We start from the raw sequence: 15501 nt of genomic DNA, 5'->3' as shown, positions 1-15501 counted from the left end.
CCGCCACCGGGCTTAACGGCCTCAGGCTTTCCCCGCTTTCGCCAGTTCCTTCACCAGCGGCAGCATCACCTTCACCACATCACGACTGCGGTGCTCAATCCGCTGCGGCAGCGCGCGATCGATGTGCTGCTGATTGTCCAGCATCACGTTGTGCCAGCTCGTCCCATCCGGGAAGGCCTTCGATTTAGCCCGCTGCTGGTAGCCATCTTTTTTGCCCAGCGCCCAGTTTGTCGCTTCCACGTACAGCACCGGAATGTCCGCCTTATCGAACACTTCCCCGTCGTTGCAGCAGCCTGTGCCTCGCGGATAATCCGGGTTACCGCCAGGGTTGCTGGTGGCATAAACACCATGGCTGCGGGCTATCGCCAGGGCCCGGTCGCGCGTCAGTTTCCGCACGGTACCCGGCGTACTCTGCCCGCTGTTGAAATAGAGCTTGTCGCCGACGATCAGGTTGTCGAGGTTAATCACCAGCAGCGTATTTTTCTTCTCCTCAGCGCTCATGCGCTTAAGGAGATTCTCAGCGCCGAGTTTGCCCTCTTCTTCACCGCTGGTGGCAACAAAACGAATGCCATATTGGGTGGGAATATCTTTCATCCGCTCGGCCAGTTCGAGCATCACGCCGAGGCCTGCGGCATTGTCGTCCATGCCCTGCAGCGTCAGCCCGCCAAGATTATTATCCGTATCGGCGTCACTCATCGGGGCGTAGGTATCAAGGTGCGCCATAATAATAATTTGCTCTTTTGCGGTGCCTTCGTGGGCCGCAATCACCGTACTGCCGGTCACGTTATGCCAGTTTTTCGTTTTATTTCGTGAGGTATAGACGTAGCGGCTGTGAAACGACCGGATATCGCTCTGATAACCCATGTCGGCAAACTGCTGGCGAAGATAGTCTGCAGAGAGCATTTCCGCAGGCGATCCGGTCATGCGACCGGGGAAAACGGTGGCAATATGCCGCGCCTGCATATTGGCGATTTCACCATAAGGTTGGTTTTTTGCCTGAGCGGGAAGAATAAAGCAAACGCCGAGCGCCAGGGCAGCAATACGGTGGCGCGTTGCGGAAAACATAGTGAGTCCTTAAAAACAGAGCAAAATAGTCACCCGCCTAGTATGAAACTGTGATCGCCCATACACAATTTGAATTGCTCTTAAATGCCCGAAATATCGCGTGTTAAGCACTTTTTGGTATTAGCATTTTCATCGCGTTATTCCATTGAGTAACTACTCATTCCAATTCGTAATTTCATTCGGTCTAAGCCGCCCCCTATAGTCCCTCTATTCCTCGTTGTTAGTGAGTTGTTGCTTGTGGACTATCTGCCCTTATTTGCTGCGATTAAAGAGAAACCGGTGCTGGTTGTTGGCACGGGTGAAATCGCCGATCGCAAAATTGCGTTTCTGCAGCGTGCAGGGGCGCAGGTGCAGGTCGTTGCAGAGGCAGATTTTCACGAGTCACAAATCGACAGCGTCGTGCTGGTGATTGCGGCGACCGAAGATCGTGACCTCAACCGGCGGATCTCCGACGCCGCTCAGGCCCGTTACCGCCTGGTGAACGTGGTGGACGACCAGCCTTTATGCTCGTTTATTTTCCCGTCGATCGTTGACCGCTCGCCGCTGCTGGTGGCGATCTCCTCCGGCGGGACCGCGCCGGTGCTGGCACGCGTGCTGCGGGAAAAAATCGAAGCGCTGCTGCCGACCAGCCTCGGGCGGATGGCGGAGAAAGCCAGCTACTGGCGCAACCATCTGAAAACCCGCCTGACCAGCGTGACGGAACGCCGTCGCTTCTGGGAGCGCGTGTTTCGCGGCCGCTTTGCCAGCCTGATGCATGCCGGTAATGAGACAGCGGCGCAGAAAATTCTTGAAGACGAACTGGATAACCCCGGCAGCACCGGCGGGGAGATCATCCTGGTGGGCGCGGGGCCGGGCGATGCCGGGCTTCTGACGCTGCGCGGCCTGCAGGTGCTGCAGGACGCGGACGTGGTGTTCTACGACCATCTGGTCACCGACGGCGTGCGCGAGCTGATCCGTCGTGACGCGGAGCAAATCTGCGTGGGCAAACGGGCTGGCGAGCACTCTGTGCCGCAGCACGACACCAACCAGATGCTGGTTGACGCCGCCAAAGCGGGCAAAACCGTGGTGCGCCTGAAGGGGGGCGATCCGTTTATCTTCGGTCGCGGCGGCGAAGAGCTGCAGGCGGCGGCCGAGGCGGGCATACCGTTCCAGGTGGTGCCCGGCATCACGGCGGCCTCTGCGGTGACGGCTTACGCCGGTATCCCGTTGACCCACCGCGATTACGCCCAGAGCGTCACCTTTGTGACCGGCCACTATAAGGCGGACAGCACGCCGTTTGACTGGTCGCATCTCGCCCAGAGCCGCCAGACGCTGGCGATATACATGGGCACGATGAAGGCGGCGGACATCAGCGAACAGCTAATTCAGCACGGTCGCGAGGCGACGACGCCCGTTGCCGTCATTTCTCGCGGCACGCGCGTCGATCAGCACGTTGCGACGGGCACCCTGGAACATCTTGCAACCCTGGCGAAAGACGCCCCTATGCCCGCCCTGATCGTGGTAGGGGAAGTGGTGCAGCTGCACAGCACGCTCGCCTGGTTTCAGCACACAACCGATACAGAAGGCTTTGGTTCTTCTGTTGTAAATTTGGCTTAAGGAACGGTTATGGACCAAAAACGTCTTACACACCTGCGGCAGCTCGAAGCGGAAAGTATCCATATTATCCGCGAAGTGGCCGCCGAGTTTTCTAACCCGGTGATGATGTACTCCATCGGTAAAGATTCCAGCGTCATGCTGCATCTGGCGCGTAAAGCGTTTTATCCAGGTACGCTGCCGTTCCCGCTGCTGCACGTGGATACCGGCTGGAAATTCCGCGAGATGTACGAGTTCCGCGATCGTACCGCGAAAGCCTACGGCTGCGAACTGCTGGTGCATAAAAACCCGGAAGGGGTGGCGATGGGCATTAACCCGTTCGTGCACGGCAGCGCCAAACACACCGATATCATGAAAACCGAAGGGTTGAAGCAGGCGCTGAACAAATACGGTTTTGATGCGGCCTTCGGCGGCGCGCGTCGTGACGAAGAGAAATCACGCGCTAAAGAGCGTATCTACTCCTTCCGCGATCGCTTCCACCGCTGGGACCCCAAAAACCAGCGTCCGGAGCTGTGGCACAACTACAACGGCCAGATTAACAAGGGCGAAAGCATCCGCGTCTTCCCGCTCTCCAACTGGACCGAGCTGGATATCTGGCAGTACATCTATCTGGAAAACATCGAAATCGTTCCGCTGTACCTGGCCGCCGAGCGCCCGGTGCTGGAGCGCGACGGCATGCTGATGATGATCGATGACGATCGCATCGACCTGCAGCCGGGCGAAGTGATCAAAAAACAGATGGTCCGTTTCCGCACCCTCGGCTGCTGGCCGCTGACCGGCGCGGTGGAGTCCAGTGCGCAGACGCTGCCGGAGATCATCGAAGAGATGCTGGTGTCGACCACCAGCGAGCGACAGGGGCGCGTGATTGACCGCGACCAGGCAGGCTCCATGGAGCTGAAGAAACGTCAGGGTTATTTCTAAGGAGCCGCCATGAACACCACTATTGCTCAACAAATTGCCAAAGAAGGCGGTGTGGAAGCGTATCTGCATGCGCAACAACATAAAAGCCTGCTGCGTTTTCTGACCTGCGGCAGCGTGGATGACGGGAAAAGTACCCTGATTGGCCGCCTGCTGCACGATACGCGCCAGATTTATGAAGATCAGCTCTCTTCCCTGCATAATGACAGTAAGCGTCACGGTACCCAGGGTGAAAAGCTGGATCTGGCGCTGCTGGTGGATGGCCTGCAGGCGGAGCGCGAGCAGGGCATCACTATCGACGTGGCCTACCGCTATTTCTCTACCGAGAAGCGCAAATTTATTATCGCCGACACCCCGGGGCACGAACAGTACACCCGCAATATGGCGACCGGCGCGTCGACCTGTGACCTGGCGATCCTGCTGATCGACGCGCGTAAAAGCGTGCTGGATCAGACCCGTCGCCACAGCTTTATCTCCACGCTGCTGGGGATCAAACACCTGGTGGTGGCGGTCAACAAGATGGATCTGGTGAACTTCAGCGAAGAGAAGTTCGAGGAGATCCGCCAGAGCTATCTGACCTTTGCTGAACAGCTGCCGGGCAACCTGGATATCCGCTTTGTGCCGCTCTCGGCGCTGGAAGGGGATAACGTCGCCTCCCAGAGCGCGAACATGCCGTGGTACAGCGGCCCGACGCTGCTGGAAGTGCTGGAAACGGTTGAAATCCAGCGCGTGGTCGACACCCAGCCGATGCGCTTCCCGGTGCAGTACGTCAACCGTCCAAACCTCGACTTCCGCGGTTTCTCCGGCACCCTTGCGTCAGGCTCCGTGAAGGTCGGTCAGCGCGTCAAGGTGCTGCCATCCGGCGTGGAATCGACCATCGCCCGTATCGTCACCTTCGACGGTGATCTGCAGGAGGCGGGCGCCGGTGAAGCGGTTACGCTGGTGCTGAAAGACGAGATTGATATCAGCCGGGGCGATCTGCTGGTGGACGCGCAGGAAACCCTGGCCGCCGTACAGGGGGCTTCCGTGGATGTGGTGTGGATGGCGGAGCAACCGCTGACGCCGGGCCAGAGCTACGACATCAAAATTGCCGGCAAGAAGACCCGCGCCCGCGTGGACGGTATTCAGTTCCAGGTGGACATCAACAATCTGACCCAGCGCGAGGTTACCGAGCTGCCGCTGAACGGTATTGGTCTGGTCGATCTGACCTTCGACGAACCGCTGGTGCTGGATCCGTATCAGCAGAACCCGGTGACGGGCGGGCTTATCTTTATCGACAGGCTGACCAACGTTACCGTCGGGGCCGGTATGGTACGCGAACCGATTAAACAGGCTGCCGTGGCCTCTGAATTCAGCGCCTTTGAGCTGGAACTGAACGCGCTGGTGCGTAAACACTTCCCGCACTGGGGCGCGCGCGATCTGCTGGGAGGCAAGTAATGGCCGCCCATGATGAGAACGTCGTCTGGCATCCTCATCCGGTCACCGTCGCCCAGCGCGAACAGCTCCACGGTCACCGTGGGGTTGTGCTGTGGTTTACCGGGCTGTCCGGCTCGGGTAAATCGACGGTGGCGGGCGCGCTGGAAGAGGCATTGCATCAGCAGGGCGTAAGCACGTACCTGCTGGATGGCGACAACGTGCGCCATGGCCTGTGCAGCGATTTAGGGTTCAGCGACGACGACCGCAAAGAGAACATCCGCCGGGTCGGGGAAGTCGCCAGCCTGATGGCCGATGCCGGGCTGGTGGTGCTGACCGCGTTTATCTCTCCGCACCGCGCCGAGCGCCAGATGGTGCGCGAACGCGTCGGTCAGGATCGCTTTATTGAAGTGTTTGTGGATACGCCGCTGGAGGTTTGCGAAGCGCGCGACCCGAAAGGGCTGTACAAAAAAGCGCGTGCCGGAGAACTGCGCAACTTCACCGGAATTGACGCGGTCTACGAAGCGCCTGAATCGCCTGAAATTCACCTGGAGGGTCAACAATTGGTAACAAATTTAGTAAGCCAATTATTAGACCTGCTCAGACGGGACGATATTATCAGATCCTGAGACGGTATCGTTCGGGAGCTGTCTTCCCGAACGATGAGTCACGGTCACAGGACTAGCTATGCGCAACAGTGAACATTACATTACCACCACCGGGTCGGAGCCGCTTGCGACCGACGACGAAACGACCTGGTCATTTCCTGGGGCCATCATTGGCTTCGTCTCATGGTTGCTGGCGCTGGGTATCCCGTTTCTTATCTACGGCGGCAACACGCTGTTCTTCTTTCTCTACACCTGGCCTTTCTTTCTGGCGCTGATGCCCGTGGCGGTTGTCGTCGGCATTGCGCTGCACTCGCTGCTCAATGGCAAGCTGCTCTACAGTACCGTGGTCACGATTGTGACGGTGGTTCTGATGTTTGGTCTGTTATTTTTGTGGCTCATGGGCTAACTTCAGCCATAATTCAAACCGTAACCAACTGTGTAACGATATTGAGCAGGACGATTCTGCGGAAAAAATGTGGTACATTTGCCCGCGATGTTGCGGCATCTCTGTTACCCCGGCGTAGTGCTCTGGGGAAGTCTTGGGATGATGATGCCGTTTTTCAGGGGGCAGGATGGGTAAACTAACGCTGCTGTTGCTGGCTTTGCTAATCTGGCTGCAATATTCGCTGTGGTTCGGTAAGAACGGACTGCACGACTATAGCCGGGTGAGCGATGACGTCGCGGCTCAGCAGGCAACAAACGCCAAACTTAAGGCGCGAAACGATCAACTCTTCGCTGAAATTGATGACCTCAATGGCGGGCAAGAGGCGATTGAGGAACGCGCACGCAATGAACTCAGTATGACTAAGCCGGGCGAAACCTTTTATCGTCTGGTTCCGGATGCGTCTAAACGCAATCAGGGCTCAGCACAAAACAATCGATAATCAGGCCCAGGATTACGACATGGCAGTAACTTTTTCGGACGTATGCGCCGTGGTGCCGGCCGCAGGTTTTGGCCGGCGCATGCAGACAGAATGTCCCAAGCAATACCTCTCTATTGGCGATAAAACGATCCTTGAGCACGCCGTGGCGGCGCTGCTGGCGCACCCGCGGGTGACGCGGGTGATCATCGCTATCAGCCCGGGCGATGCGCGCTTCGCGCAGCTACCGCTGGCAAATCATCCACAGATTACCGTTGTCGATGGCGGTGCCGAGCGCGCCGATTCCGTGCTGGCAGGCATTCAGGCTGCCGGTAACGCGCCGTGGGTACTGGTGCATGACGCGGCGCGTCCGTGCCTGCATCAGGACGATCTCGCTCGCCTGCTGGCGTTGAGCGAAACCAGCAAAGTGGGTGGCATTCTGGCCGCCCCCGTGCGCGACACCATGAAGCGTGCCGAGCCGGGCAAACGGGCTATCGCCCACACCGTCGATCGCGTCGATCTATGGCACGCGCTGACGCCGCAATTTTTCCCCCGCGAATTACTCCACGACTGCTTAACGCGCGCGCTTAACGAAGGTGCGACCATTACGGACGAAGCCTCTGCGCTGGAGTACTGCGGTTTCCACCCAACGCTTGTTGAAGGACGTGCTGATAATATTAAAGTGACGCGTCCGGAAGATTTACAGCTCGCGGAATTTTATCTTACCCGTTTGACCCATCAGGAGAAGGCATAATGCGAATTGGACACGGTTTTGATGTACACGCCTTTGGCGGTGAAGGCCCAATTATCATTGGCGGCGTGCGCATTCCTTATGAAAAAGGGCTGCTGGCGCATTCTGATGGCGACGTGGCGCTGCATGCGCTGACCGACGCGCTGTTGGGCGCGGCCGCACTGGGTGATATCGGCAAGCTGTTCCCGGACACCGATCCGGCGTTTAAAGGGGCAGACAGCCGTGAACTGCTGCGCGAAGCGTGGCGCCGCATCCAGGCGAAAGGCTACACCCTTGGCAACGTCGACGTGACGATTATCGCCCAGGCCCCGAAAATGCTGCCGCACATTCCGCAGATGCGCGTGTTTATCGCAGAAGATCTGGGTTGCCATATGGACGACGTGAACGTCAAAGCGACGACGACCGAGAAGCTGGGTTTCACCGGTCGTGGCGAAGGGATTGCCTGTGAAGCCGTGGCGCTGCTGGTGAAGGCGAGCAAATGACAGACTTCGACAACCTGACATATCTGCATGGCAAACCGCAGGGGAACGGGGTGCTGAAAGCCAGCCCTGAAGATTTCCTCGTGGTCGAGGATCTGGGCTTTGAGCCGGATGGCGAAGGCGAACATATCCTGGTGCGTATTCTGAAAAATGGCTGCAATACCCGCTTTGTGGCCGACGCGCTGGCAAAATTTCTCAAAATTCATGCCCGCGAGGTGAGCTTTGCCGGGCAGAAAGATAAACACGCCGTCACCGAACAGTGGCTCTGCGCGCGCGTTCCCGGCAATACGATGCCTGATTTAAGCAAATTTGAGCTTGAGGGCTGTAAGGTACTGGAATATGCCCGCCACAAGCGCAAACTGCGTCTGGGGGCGTTGAAAGGCAACGCGTTTACGCTGGTGCTGCGCGAAGTGACTGATCGTGAAGACGTTGAAAAACGTCTGAACGCCATCAGTGACCGCGGCGTACCGAACTACTTTGGCGCGCAACGTTTCGGCATTGGCGGCAGCAACCTGCAGGGCGCACTGCGCTGGGCGCAAAGCGACGCGCCGGTGCGGGACAGGAATAAACGCAGTTTTTGGTTGTCGGCGGCCCGCAGTGCGTTGTTTAATCAGATTGTGAGCGAAAGGCTGAAAAAACCGGACGCGAATCAAGTTGTTGTTGGCGATGCGCTACAATTAGCGGGACGCGGAAGCTGGTTTGTGGCAACGGCCGAAGAGATGGCCGATGTCCAGTCGCGCGTGGACGCAAAAGGGCTGCTGATCACCGCCGCGTTGCCTGGCACGGGCGACTGGGGAACCCAAGGGGAGGCCCTGGCCGCCGAGCAGTCAGCCGTGGCGGATGCGCCAGAATTGCAGTCCTTGCTGGTGCGGGAAAAAGTCGACGCGGCACGCCGAGCGATGCTGCTCTATCCGCAGCAGTTAAGCTGGAACTGGTGGGATGACGTGACCGTCGAGTTACGCTTCTGGCTGCCGGCAGGCAGCTTTGCCACCAGTGTTGTCAGGGAACTTATCAACACCTCGGGTGATTATGCGAATATTGCTGAGTAACGATGACGGGATCCACGCGCCAGGCATTCAGACCCTGGCGAAACACCTCCGCGAGTTTGCGGATGTGCAGGTTGTGGCACCCGATCGTAACCGCAGTGGAGCGTCTAACTCGCTGACGCTGGAGTCGTCGCTTCGCACCTTTACCTTTGAAAATGGCGATATTGCCGTACAGATGGGCACGCCAACCGACTGTGTTTTTCTGGGCGTGAACGCGCTGATGCGGCCGCGTCCGGATATCGTCGTCTCCGGCATTAACGCCGGGCCTAACCTCGGCGATGACGTGATTTACTCCGGCACCGTGGCGGCCGCAATGGAAGGACGTCACCTGGGGTTCCCGGCGCTGGCGGTCTCGTTGAACGGCTACACGCACTACGACACCGCCGCCGCGGTGACCTGTTCGATCCTGCGGGCGCTCGGCCGTGAGCCGTTGCGTACCGGACGCATCCTCAACATCAACGTGCCGGATCTTCCTCTTGATGAAATTAAAGGCATCCGCGTCACCCGTTGCGGGAGTCGACATCCTGCCGATCAGGTGATCCCGCAGCAGGATCCGCGCGGCAACACGCTTTACTGGATCGGCCCTCCCGGCGATAAGTGCGATGCGGGTCCGGATACCGACTTTGCCGCCGTGGAGGAAGGCTATGTTTCGGTTACCCCGCTGCACGTAGATTTAACCGCGTATAGCGCGCATGATGTGGTGTCGGGCTGGCTGGATCGCGCAGGAGTGAACGCGCAATGGTAAACAAACGTGTACAAACTCTTCTGGAACAACTACGCGCGCAGGGGATCCGCGACGAGCACGTGCTTGAAGCGCTCGCCCTGGTTCCGCGTGAGAAATTTGTAGACGAGGCGTTTGAACACAAAGCGTGGGAAAACGTGGCGCTGCCCATCGGGCAGGGCCAGACGATTTCGCAGCCTTACATGGTGGCTCGCATGACGGAGCTGCTGGAGCTGACGCCCGACTCCCGCGTGCTGGAGATTGGCACCGGGTCGGGGTATCAGACCGCGATCCTGGCGCATCTGGTGCATCATGTTTGCTCCGTTGAGCGGATTAAAGGTTTACAGTGGCAGGCGCGTCGTCGCCTGAAACAACTTGATTTACATAATGTTTCGACACGACACGGTGATGGATGGCAGGGTTGGAAGGCTCGTGCCCCGTTTGACGCGATCATCGTGACGGCGGCCCCGCCTGAAATTCCAGCAGCCCTGTTGTCGCAGCTGGACGAGGGAGGCATTCTGGTTCTGCCTGTCGGGGACGAGCAGCAGCTGTTGAAGCGCGTTCGTCGGCGCGGCGGCGAGTTTATTATCGACACCGTGGAAGCCGTGCGCTTTGTGCCTCTGGTGAAGGGGGAGTTGGCCTGAGACTCGGAATTATCCAGGGTTATTGAGGCAAATTCAGCGTATGGTGTGGCGCGAAAGATTCGTGCCATCACGGTAAATTTTAAGTCACTGGTAGTTAACACATTCCTGGGGGATAAATGAGCGCGGGAAGCCCTAAATTCACCATCAGCCGTGTTGCGGCATTATCACTGGTTTCGCTCTGGCTGGCAGGCTGTACAAGTTCTAACAACGCGCCTGCGCCCGTCAGTTCCGTCGGCGGAAACAGCGGCTCCGGTAACACGTCCAGCGGAATGTTAATCACGCCGCCACCTAAAATGGGGACGGCTGCACCGCAGCAAACGCCACAAATTCAGCCTGTGCAACATCCTGTTACACAGCCAATGCAGGTTCAGCCAGTTGAACAACCTGTTCAGACCCAAAATGGCCGCATAGTCTATAATCGCCAGTATGGGAACATTCCGAAAGGTAGCTACACCGGTGGCAGCACCTATACCGTGAAACGCGGTGATACGCTGTTCTACATTGCGTGGATCACCGGGAACGATTTCCGTGACCTCGCGCAGCGCAACAACGTCCAGGCCCCATATGGTCTGGAAGTCGGGCAAACGCTCCAGGTGGGCAACGCGACGGGTACGCCGCTTACGCCTGGCAACACGGTTTCAGCGGCCGATGTGACGGCTCAAAATAACAGCGTTAAGCCTGCACAAAAATCCACCACGGTGGTTGCTTCACAACCTGTAATTACGTATTCTGAGGATTCAGGTGATCAGACTGCTAACAAAATGTTGCCGAATAATAAAGGGACTGCGACTGCTGTCACAGCACCGGTTACGGCACCTGTGGTTAGCTCTACTGAACCGACTGCCAGCAGTATGACCTCCAGTTCGCCGATTTCTGCATGGCGCTGGCCGACTGACGGCAAGGTTATCGAAAACTTCTCTTCCTCCGAAGGGGGAAATAAAGGGATCGATATCGCAGGGAGTAAAGGACAGGCTATCATCGCGACCGCAGATGGACGCGTTGTGTATGCCGGTAACGCTCTGCGCGGTTACGGTAATCTTATTATCATCAAACATAACGATGATTACCTGAGTGCCTACGCCCATAACGACACAATGCTGGTCCGGGAACAACAAGAAGTTAAGGCGGGGCAAAAAATCGCTACCATGGGTAGCACCGGAACCAGTTCTACACGCTTGCATTTTGAAATTCGTTACAAGGGGAAATCCGTAAACCCGCTGCAGTATTTGCCGCAGCGATAATTTGACGGGGCATGCCAGCCAGGGTGTCTCGTTCAGGGATCACGGGTAGGAGCCACCTTATGAGTCAGAATACGCTGAAAGTTCATGATTTAAATGAAGACGCGGAATTTGATGAGAACGGAGTAGAGGCTTTTGACGAAAAAGCCTTAGTAGAAGAGGAACCCAGTGATAACGATTTGGCTGAAGAAGAGCTGTTATCGCAGGGTGCCACACAGCGTGTACTGGACGCGACTCAGCTTTACCTTGGGGAGATTGGTTACTCCCCACTGCTAACGGCCGAAGAAGAAGTCTATTTCGCACGTCGTGCTTTGCGTGGTGATGTTGCCTCGCGTCGTCGCATGATTGAAAGTAACCTGCGACTGGTCGTGAAAATTGCCCGCCGTTACGGCAATCGTGGTCTGGCTCTGCTGGATCTGATTGAAGAGGGCAACTTAGGTCTCATCCGTGCAGTTGAGAAGTTTGACCCGGAACGCGGGTTCCGTTTCTCAACCTACGCGACCTGGTGGATTCGTCAGACCATCGAACGGGCTATTATGAACCAGACCCGTACGATCCGCCTGCCGATCCACATTGTCAAAGAGTTGAACGTCTATCTGCGCACCGCACGCGAGTTGTCCCATAAGCTGGACCACGAGCCAAGCGCAGAAGAAATTGCCGAACAACTCGATAAACCGGTTGATGACGTAAGCCGTATGCTGCGTCTCAACGAGCGCATTACCTCCGTTGACACCCCGCTGGGTGGCGACTCCGAAAAAGCGCTGCTGGACATCCTGGCCGATGAAAAAGATAACGGTCCGGAAGACACCACGCAGGACGATGACATGAAACAGAGCATCGTCAAATGGCTGTTCGAACTGAACGCCAAACAGCGTGAAGTGCTGGCACGTCGTTTCGGTTTACTGGGGTATGAAGCTGCGACACTGGAAGACGTCGGCCGCGAAATTGGCCTGACCCGTGAACGTGTTCGTCAGATTCAGGTTGAAGGTCTGCGCCGCCTGCGTGAAATCCTGCAGGGGCAAGGTCTGAATATCGAAGCGCTGTTCCGCGAATAAGCAACCTTTCGTCAAAAAAGGCCCGTCGTGAGACGGGCCTTTTTCTTTTGTGTTACGGCTGTGCCGCCGTTTCGTGCAGCAGACGCCACGTTATTTTGTCGCCTTCCTGACTGAGCACCGCGGTCGACCAACGCACGTTGACGGGCAGGTCTGGCCGGGTTTGCGTCTCCCGGTAGTGAAGCACTGCACCCCGTTCGCCGCTCTGGACCGTGGTTAATTCGTCAATGACAATTTTCAGCCCGGGACGGCTTCCACGCTGTTTTTCCAGAAAACTGGCCAGGCCGCGATAGTCGATCTGCACACCGCCCGGCGGGATCATCAAAAAATCGGGACGGAAACGGGCGAGCAGAGCGTCGGGATCGCCTTCACCTTTGCCTAACCAGTCTTCAAGCGCAATGTGGAGGTCGATAATGTCGTGTTCGAAAGGCGTCATGAATTCTCCTGTCGCAGCGGGTTTAGCATCTGCGTATTGTTAAGACGAAAAACGTACAGTACAGGCAGCAAGGTCATGCCTGCAGCAAAAATAAACATCCCGTGCCAGGCGGCGTGAGGTGTCAGCCACGCCTGCGCCAGGTTCAGCACCTGCGCAAGCAGCAGGGCACCGGCAAAAAAGCTCAGCTGACGATTGAGATTCCACAGCGCGCTGGCATCCGGCATCTCGTCCCGGCGCATTGTCAGAAACGCGCTGCTCTGAGCCGTACTGCTGCACAGGCTTCCTCCCGCGCCCATCAGGGTAAACGCGACGGCAGGCAACAGTGTTGACGAGCTGACGTCAATCAAAAGCAGAATACCCGCCGCCTGCAACAGGCAGCCGATGACGATCAGCGGCCGGGGGCCGATACGGTTAAAATAACGTCCCGTCGCCGTGATGGCGAGAAACGATGCCACAGACCACGGCAGCATGAGCATTCCCGTTACGGCAGGGCTCATGTTCGCCTCGTGCTGAAGATAAAACATGCCCGTGACGTTCACCCCAATAAATATGCCGGGGACGCATAAATAGACAAGCATGGAAAATCGCAAAAGCGGGTCCGCGAGCAAGGTCAGGTTTAGCAGTTTGGCCGCGTTCATCGTGGGTTTTTCGTGCTTAAGCCACAGACAGGCCAGAACAAAGGTCACAATAGCCACCGGGAGCGTGGCGAAAAAGATCCATCGCCAGCCCAGCGTCTGCACCAGCACGCCGCCGACAGCCGGGGAGCAGGCCGGGGCAAGCAACGCAACCAGCATCACCGCTGAGGAGAGTCGGGCCCGCTCGTGCGGCCTGAACTGTTGCCAGGTCAGCGCCTGTCCGACCGGGATCAGTAAGCCTCCTCCTGCGCCCTGAAGCACTCGCCAGGCGATCAGACTCTCAAGCGTTGCCGACGTGCCTGCCGCAGCAGAGGCGGCACTGAACAGAAAAAGCGAAAACAGGATGACGCGCTTTGGCCCGATGCGGCGCGTGAGCACGCTGCTGAACGGGATCACCAGCGTCAGACCGGCAATATACCCGTTACTGACCCAGGCAAGCGCAGAAGGCGTGGCAGTAAAGGCGTGAGCCATTGCCGGAAAGGCGACGCTGGCAATAAACATGTTGATCAAATCAAGAAAAAAGCCCAGCAGATAGACAACGGCAATTTTGCTGCGATACGTCATGGTGGCTCCTCCGGTGAGGTGGCGTATCGTATCGGCTTGGGAATCACGGATAAACCTGACAAAGCGCGATATACTGTCAAAAATATTTTGACAGTGTCGGGCGAGATGATGATTAACCTACAGCGGACGCAGATGTTTATCGCAGTGGCCGACACTGGCAGTTTTACGGCGGCTGCCGAGGCGATGGGGCTGACAAAAGCGGTCATCAGCTTCAATATTCGCCAGCTTGAAGATGAGCTGGGCGTTACGCTGCTGCTGCGCTCCACCCGTCGACTGACGTTAACCGAGGCGGGCGCGCTGTTTCATCAGCGCAGCGTGGCGCTTCTGAAGGACGCCGAACGGCTGCAGGATGATGTCCGCGCGAACCATGCGGGGCTCACCGGCGAACTGCGGATCACGACCACGCCTGAATATGGCGCCCGGGTCGTGGTGCCGCTGCTGGCCAGATTTAGCCAGCAGCACCCGGATCTTCGCGTACGACATGCTTCGTCGTCACTGCATGCTGATCTTATCTCGGAGCGTTTTGACGTGGCCATCCGACTTGGCACGCTTGTCGATTCACGCAACCACGCCGCACTGATTTCTCACTTTTCTATTCTCCCCGTCGCAACGCCCGAGTGGCTTGCGCGAAACCCGATCGAATCGCTTGCGCAGCTGTCGCAAGCCGACTGGATCATCCACGAGCGCCTGGCCTCGCCGCTGCGCTGGCAGATGAAAGATGCCCGTGGTGTGCCTGACATGCTGGAGATAAAAAAAGCGCCGCGTTTGTTTGCCGACAGCGCTCAGTCGCTAATGGCTTTTGCGCTCGCAGGCGGTGGCGTGGCGTTACTGCCGGAATGGCTGGTGCGCGATGCGCTTGATGCGGGAACGCTGGTGACGGTTTTACCGGGGTATAGTTTTGCGCGGCAGGGCATCTATGCGGTCTATCCTGATGCCCGGCATGTGTCAGCGAAAGTGCGCACCTTTATCGATTTTATGCGCACCAGCGTGAATTAATCGTGCATCATCTTTTTGATGAGAGCCGAGAACTGCTCCCGCTCGGCCTTGTTTAGACGGCCTAAAAAGGCCTCATCAACCTCATTGCCTACCGGCTTACAGTCTGCAAGCAGGGCCTCACCTTCTGGCGTGAGGAAGACAAAGCGACGGCGCTTATCCGCAGGGTCGTGCTCGCGTTTGACCAGCCCGCGCGCCTCCATGCGGCTGAGCATTTCCGCCAGGGTCGCTTTCGTGCTGACCGCGACTTCAGTTAATGCCACCTGTTCGATGCCTGGATGCTCGGCAATAGAGCGCATCACCGCATACTGCGGCTTGGTCAGCTCCGGTAATGCATGTTGCCACTGGGCGGTATGCTGTTGAAAAAGCTGACGTAACAGGTGGAACGCCTCTTGTCTTAGTTCCATGAACACTCCGACGGAAAAAATCTCCCTCTATGATAGCCGCTCTTGCTTTAGATTTTAACGCGGCATTTTTTAGCAATT

The 15501-nt window shown here is 57.5% G+C and carries 19 protein-coding genes; 14 read left to right on the top strand and 5 right to left on the bottom strand.

What is annotated here, in order from left to right; genetic code table 11:
* Positions 1-21: 21 nt before the first annotated feature.
* Complete coding sequence (locus V1572_RS20620; RefSeq protein WP_395299546.1) at positions 22-1065, bottom strand: aminopeptidase; 1044 nt, start codon at positions 1063-1065, stop codon at positions 22-24.
* A 246-nt stretch (positions 1066-1311) separates the two neighbouring features.
* On the opposite strand from V1572_RS20620, the gene cysG reads away from it, so the two are divergent.
* The 11 genes from cysG to V1572_RS20565 all read left to right on the top strand — a co-directional run bounded on the left by cysG (position 1312) and on the right by V1572_RS20565 (position 10098).
* A complete protein-coding gene (gene cysG, locus V1572_RS20615; protein WP_162270769.1) occupies positions 1312-2661 on the top strand; it encodes a siroheme synthase CysG in 1350 nt (449 codons plus the stop codon).
* 9 nt (positions 2662-2670) lie between these two features.
* Positions 2671-3579 carry a sulfate adenylyltransferase subunit CysD gene (gene cysD / locus V1572_RS20610; protein ID WP_006811770.1) on the top strand — a complete coding sequence of 303 codons (909 nt, stop codon included), beginning with the start codon at positions 2671-2673 and terminating at the stop codon, positions 3577-3579.
* 9 nt (positions 3580-3588) lie between these two features.
* Complete coding sequence (cysN, locus tag V1572_RS20605; RefSeq protein ID WP_196346627.1) at positions 3589-5013, top strand: sulfate adenylyltransferase subunit CysN; 1425 nt, start codon at positions 3589-3591, stop codon at positions 5011-5013.
* Entirely contained in the window at positions 5013-5618 is a 606-nt protein-coding gene (gene cysC / locus V1572_RS20600; protein ID WP_021241908.1) for an adenylyl-sulfate kinase, read from the top strand. Before cysN ends, cysC begins: the two co-directional genes overlap by 1 nt.
* Before the next feature lie 58 nt (positions 5619-5676).
* Complete coding sequence (locus V1572_RS20595; protein ID WP_008499610.1) at positions 5677-6003, top strand: DUF3561 family protein; 327 nt, start codon at positions 5677-5679, stop codon at positions 6001-6003.
* 166 nt (positions 6004-6169) lie between these two features.
* Positions 6170-6481, top strand: coding sequence for a cell division protein FtsB (gene ftsB, locus V1572_RS20590; protein WP_008499609.1), 312 nt, complete (start codon positions 6170-6172; stop codon positions 6479-6481).
* A 19-nt stretch (positions 6482-6500) separates the two neighbouring features.
* Positions 6501-7211 carry a 2-C-methyl-D-erythritol 4-phosphate cytidylyltransferase gene (ispD, locus tag V1572_RS20585; RefSeq protein ID WP_048029219.1) on the top strand — a complete coding sequence of 237 codons (711 nt, stop codon included), beginning with the start codon at positions 6501-6503 and terminating at the stop codon, positions 7209-7211.
* Positions 7211-7690 (top strand): 2-C-methyl-D-erythritol 2,4-cyclodiphosphate synthase, encoded by a 480-nt coding sequence (gene ispF, locus V1572_RS20580; protein ID WP_008499607.1) that lies wholly within the window; start codon positions 7211-7213, stop codon positions 7688-7690. Before ispD ends, ispF begins: the two co-directional genes overlap by 1 nt.
* Entirely contained in the window at positions 7687-8736 is a 1050-nt protein-coding gene (truD, locus tag V1572_RS20575) for a tRNA pseudouridine(13) synthase TruD (RefSeq protein ID WP_104950218.1), read from the top strand. The genes ispF and truD overlap by 4 nt, the downstream gene beginning before the upstream one ends.
* Positions 8717-9478 carry a 5'/3'-nucleotidase SurE gene (gene surE, locus V1572_RS20570; protein ID WP_021241911.1) on the top strand — a complete coding sequence of 254 codons (762 nt, stop codon included), beginning with the start codon at positions 8717-8719 and terminating at the stop codon, positions 9476-9478. The genes truD and surE overlap by 20 nt, the downstream gene beginning before the upstream one ends.
* On the top strand, positions 9472-10098 hold the full coding sequence (locus V1572_RS20565) for a protein-L-isoaspartate(D-aspartate) O-methyltransferase (protein WP_008499604.1): 627 nt from the start codon (positions 9472-9474) through the stop codon (positions 10096-10098). The genes surE and V1572_RS20565 overlap by 7 nt, the downstream gene beginning before the upstream one ends.
* Before the next feature lie 94 nt (positions 10099-10192).
* Here V1572_RS20565 and V1572_RS20560 read toward each other — a convergent pair whose 3' ends face one another.
* Positions 10193-10324 carry a peptidase gene (locus V1572_RS20560; RefSeq protein WP_369751013.1) on the bottom strand — a complete coding sequence of 44 codons (132 nt, stop codon included), beginning with the start codon at positions 10322-10324 and terminating at the stop codon, positions 10193-10195.
* Here V1572_RS20560 and nlpD point away from each other — a divergent pair.
* Together nlpD and rpoS are read left to right on the top strand one after the other, a co-directional pair.
* Positions 10266-11339 (top strand): murein hydrolase activator NlpD, encoded by a 1074-nt coding sequence (gene nlpD, locus V1572_RS20555; protein ID WP_240613108.1) that lies wholly within the window; start codon positions 10266-10268, stop codon positions 11337-11339. The genes V1572_RS20560 and nlpD overlap by 59 nt on opposite strands.
* A gap of 59 nt (positions 11340-11398) precedes the next feature.
* Positions 11399-12391 carry an RNA polymerase sigma factor RpoS gene (rpoS, locus tag V1572_RS20550; protein ID WP_008499600.1) on the top strand — a complete coding sequence of 331 codons (993 nt, stop codon included), beginning with the start codon at positions 11399-11401 and terminating at the stop codon, positions 12389-12391.
* A 52-nt stretch (positions 12392-12443) separates the two neighbouring features.
* Here rpoS and V1572_RS20545 read toward each other — a convergent pair whose 3' ends face one another.
* Both V1572_RS20545 and V1572_RS20540 read right to left on the bottom strand, forming a co-directional pair.
* Entirely contained in the window at positions 12444-12824 is a 381-nt protein-coding gene (locus V1572_RS20545; RefSeq protein WP_063622361.1) for a DUF4440 domain-containing protein, read from the bottom strand.
* Positions 12821-14023 (bottom strand): MFS transporter, encoded by a 1203-nt coding sequence (locus V1572_RS20540; protein ID WP_196346628.1) that lies wholly within the window; start codon positions 14021-14023, stop codon positions 12821-12823. The genes V1572_RS20545 and V1572_RS20540 overlap by 4 nt, the downstream gene beginning before the upstream one ends.
* 108 nt (positions 14024-14131) lie before the next feature.
* Between V1572_RS20540 and V1572_RS20535 the strand changes: the two genes are divergently transcribed.
* The gene (locus V1572_RS20535) at positions 14132-15019 is read left to right on the top strand and encodes a LysR family transcriptional regulator (protein ID WP_196346711.1); all 888 of its coding nucleotides are present in this window, start codon (positions 14132-14134) and stop codon (positions 15017-15019) included.
* Here the strand turns inward: V1572_RS20535 and V1572_RS20530 are convergent.
* The gene (locus V1572_RS20530; protein ID WP_023294441.1) at positions 15016-15423 is read right to left on the bottom strand and encodes a MarR family winged helix-turn-helix transcriptional regulator; all 408 of its coding nucleotides are present in this window, start codon (positions 15421-15423) and stop codon (positions 15016-15018) included. The genes V1572_RS20535 and V1572_RS20530 overlap by 4 nt on opposite strands.
* Positions 15424-15501 lie beyond the last annotated feature (78 nt).

This window comes from Enterobacter quasiroggenkampii, assembly GCF_043972695.1.
In the GTDB taxonomy this organism is placed as follows: Bacteria; Pseudomonadota; Gammaproteobacteria; order Enterobacterales; family Enterobacteriaceae; genus Enterobacter; species Enterobacter quasiroggenkampii.
The sequence above is the reverse complement of the archived record's forward strand: the minus strand, read 5'-3'. Positions and strand labels throughout refer to the sequence as shown.

Excerpts from the sequence above, each read along its gene's own strand:
- cysN (WP_196346627.1), top strand. The coding sequence starts at position 3,589 with ATGAACACCACTATTGCTCAACAAATTGCCAAAGAAGGCGGTGTGGAA.
- V1572_RS20530 (WP_023294441.1), bottom strand. The coding sequence starts at position 15,423 with ATGGAACTAAGACAAGAGGCGTTCCACCTGTTACGTCAGCTTTTTCAA.
- cysC (WP_021241908.1), top strand. The coding sequence starts at position 5,013 with ATGGCCGCCCATGATGAGAACGTCGTCTGGCATCCTCATCCGGTCACC.
- rpoS (WP_008499600.1), top strand. The coding sequence starts at position 11,399 with ATGAGTCAGAATACGCTGAAAGTTCATGATTTAAATGAAGACGCGGAA.
- truD (WP_104950218.1), top strand. The coding sequence starts at position 7,687 with ATGACAGACTTCGACAACCTGACATATCTGCATGGCAAACCGCAGGGG.
- surE (WP_021241911.1), top strand. The coding sequence starts at position 8,717 with ATGCGAATATTGCTGAGTAACGATGACGGGATCCACGCGCCAGGCATT.
- ispF (WP_008499607.1), top strand. The coding sequence starts at position 7,211 with ATGCGAATTGGACACGGTTTTGATGTACACGCCTTTGGCGGTGAAGGC.
- V1572_RS20595 (WP_008499610.1), top strand. The coding sequence starts at position 5,677 with ATGCGCAACAGTGAACATTACATTACCACCACCGGGTCGGAGCCGCTT.
- ispD (WP_048029219.1), top strand. The coding sequence starts at position 6,501 with ATGGCAGTAACTTTTTCGGACGTATGCGCCGTGGTGCCGGCCGCAGGT.
- cysD (WP_006811770.1), top strand. The coding sequence starts at position 2,671 with ATGGACCAAAAACGTCTTACACACCTGCGGCAGCTCGAAGCGGAAAGT.
- ftsB (WP_008499609.1), top strand. The coding sequence starts at position 6,170 with ATGGGTAAACTAACGCTGCTGTTGCTGGCTTTGCTAATCTGGCTGCAA.
- V1572_RS20620 (WP_395299546.1), bottom strand. The coding sequence starts at position 1,065 with ATGTTTTCCGCAACGCGCCACCGTATTGCTGCCCTGGCGCTCGGCGTT.
- V1572_RS20545 (WP_063622361.1), bottom strand. The coding sequence starts at position 12,824 with ATGACGCCTTTCGAACACGACATTATCGACCTCCACATTGCGCTTGAA.
- V1572_RS20535 (WP_196346711.1), top strand. The coding sequence starts at position 14,132 with ATGATTAACCTACAGCGGACGCAGATGTTTATCGCAGTGGCCGACACT.
- V1572_RS20565 (WP_008499604.1), top strand. The coding sequence starts at position 9,472 with ATGGTAAACAAACGTGTACAAACTCTTCTGGAACAACTACGCGCGCAG.
- V1572_RS20540 (WP_196346628.1), bottom strand. The coding sequence starts at position 14,023 with ATGACGTATCGCAGCAAAATTGCCGTTGTCTATCTGCTGGGCTTTTTT.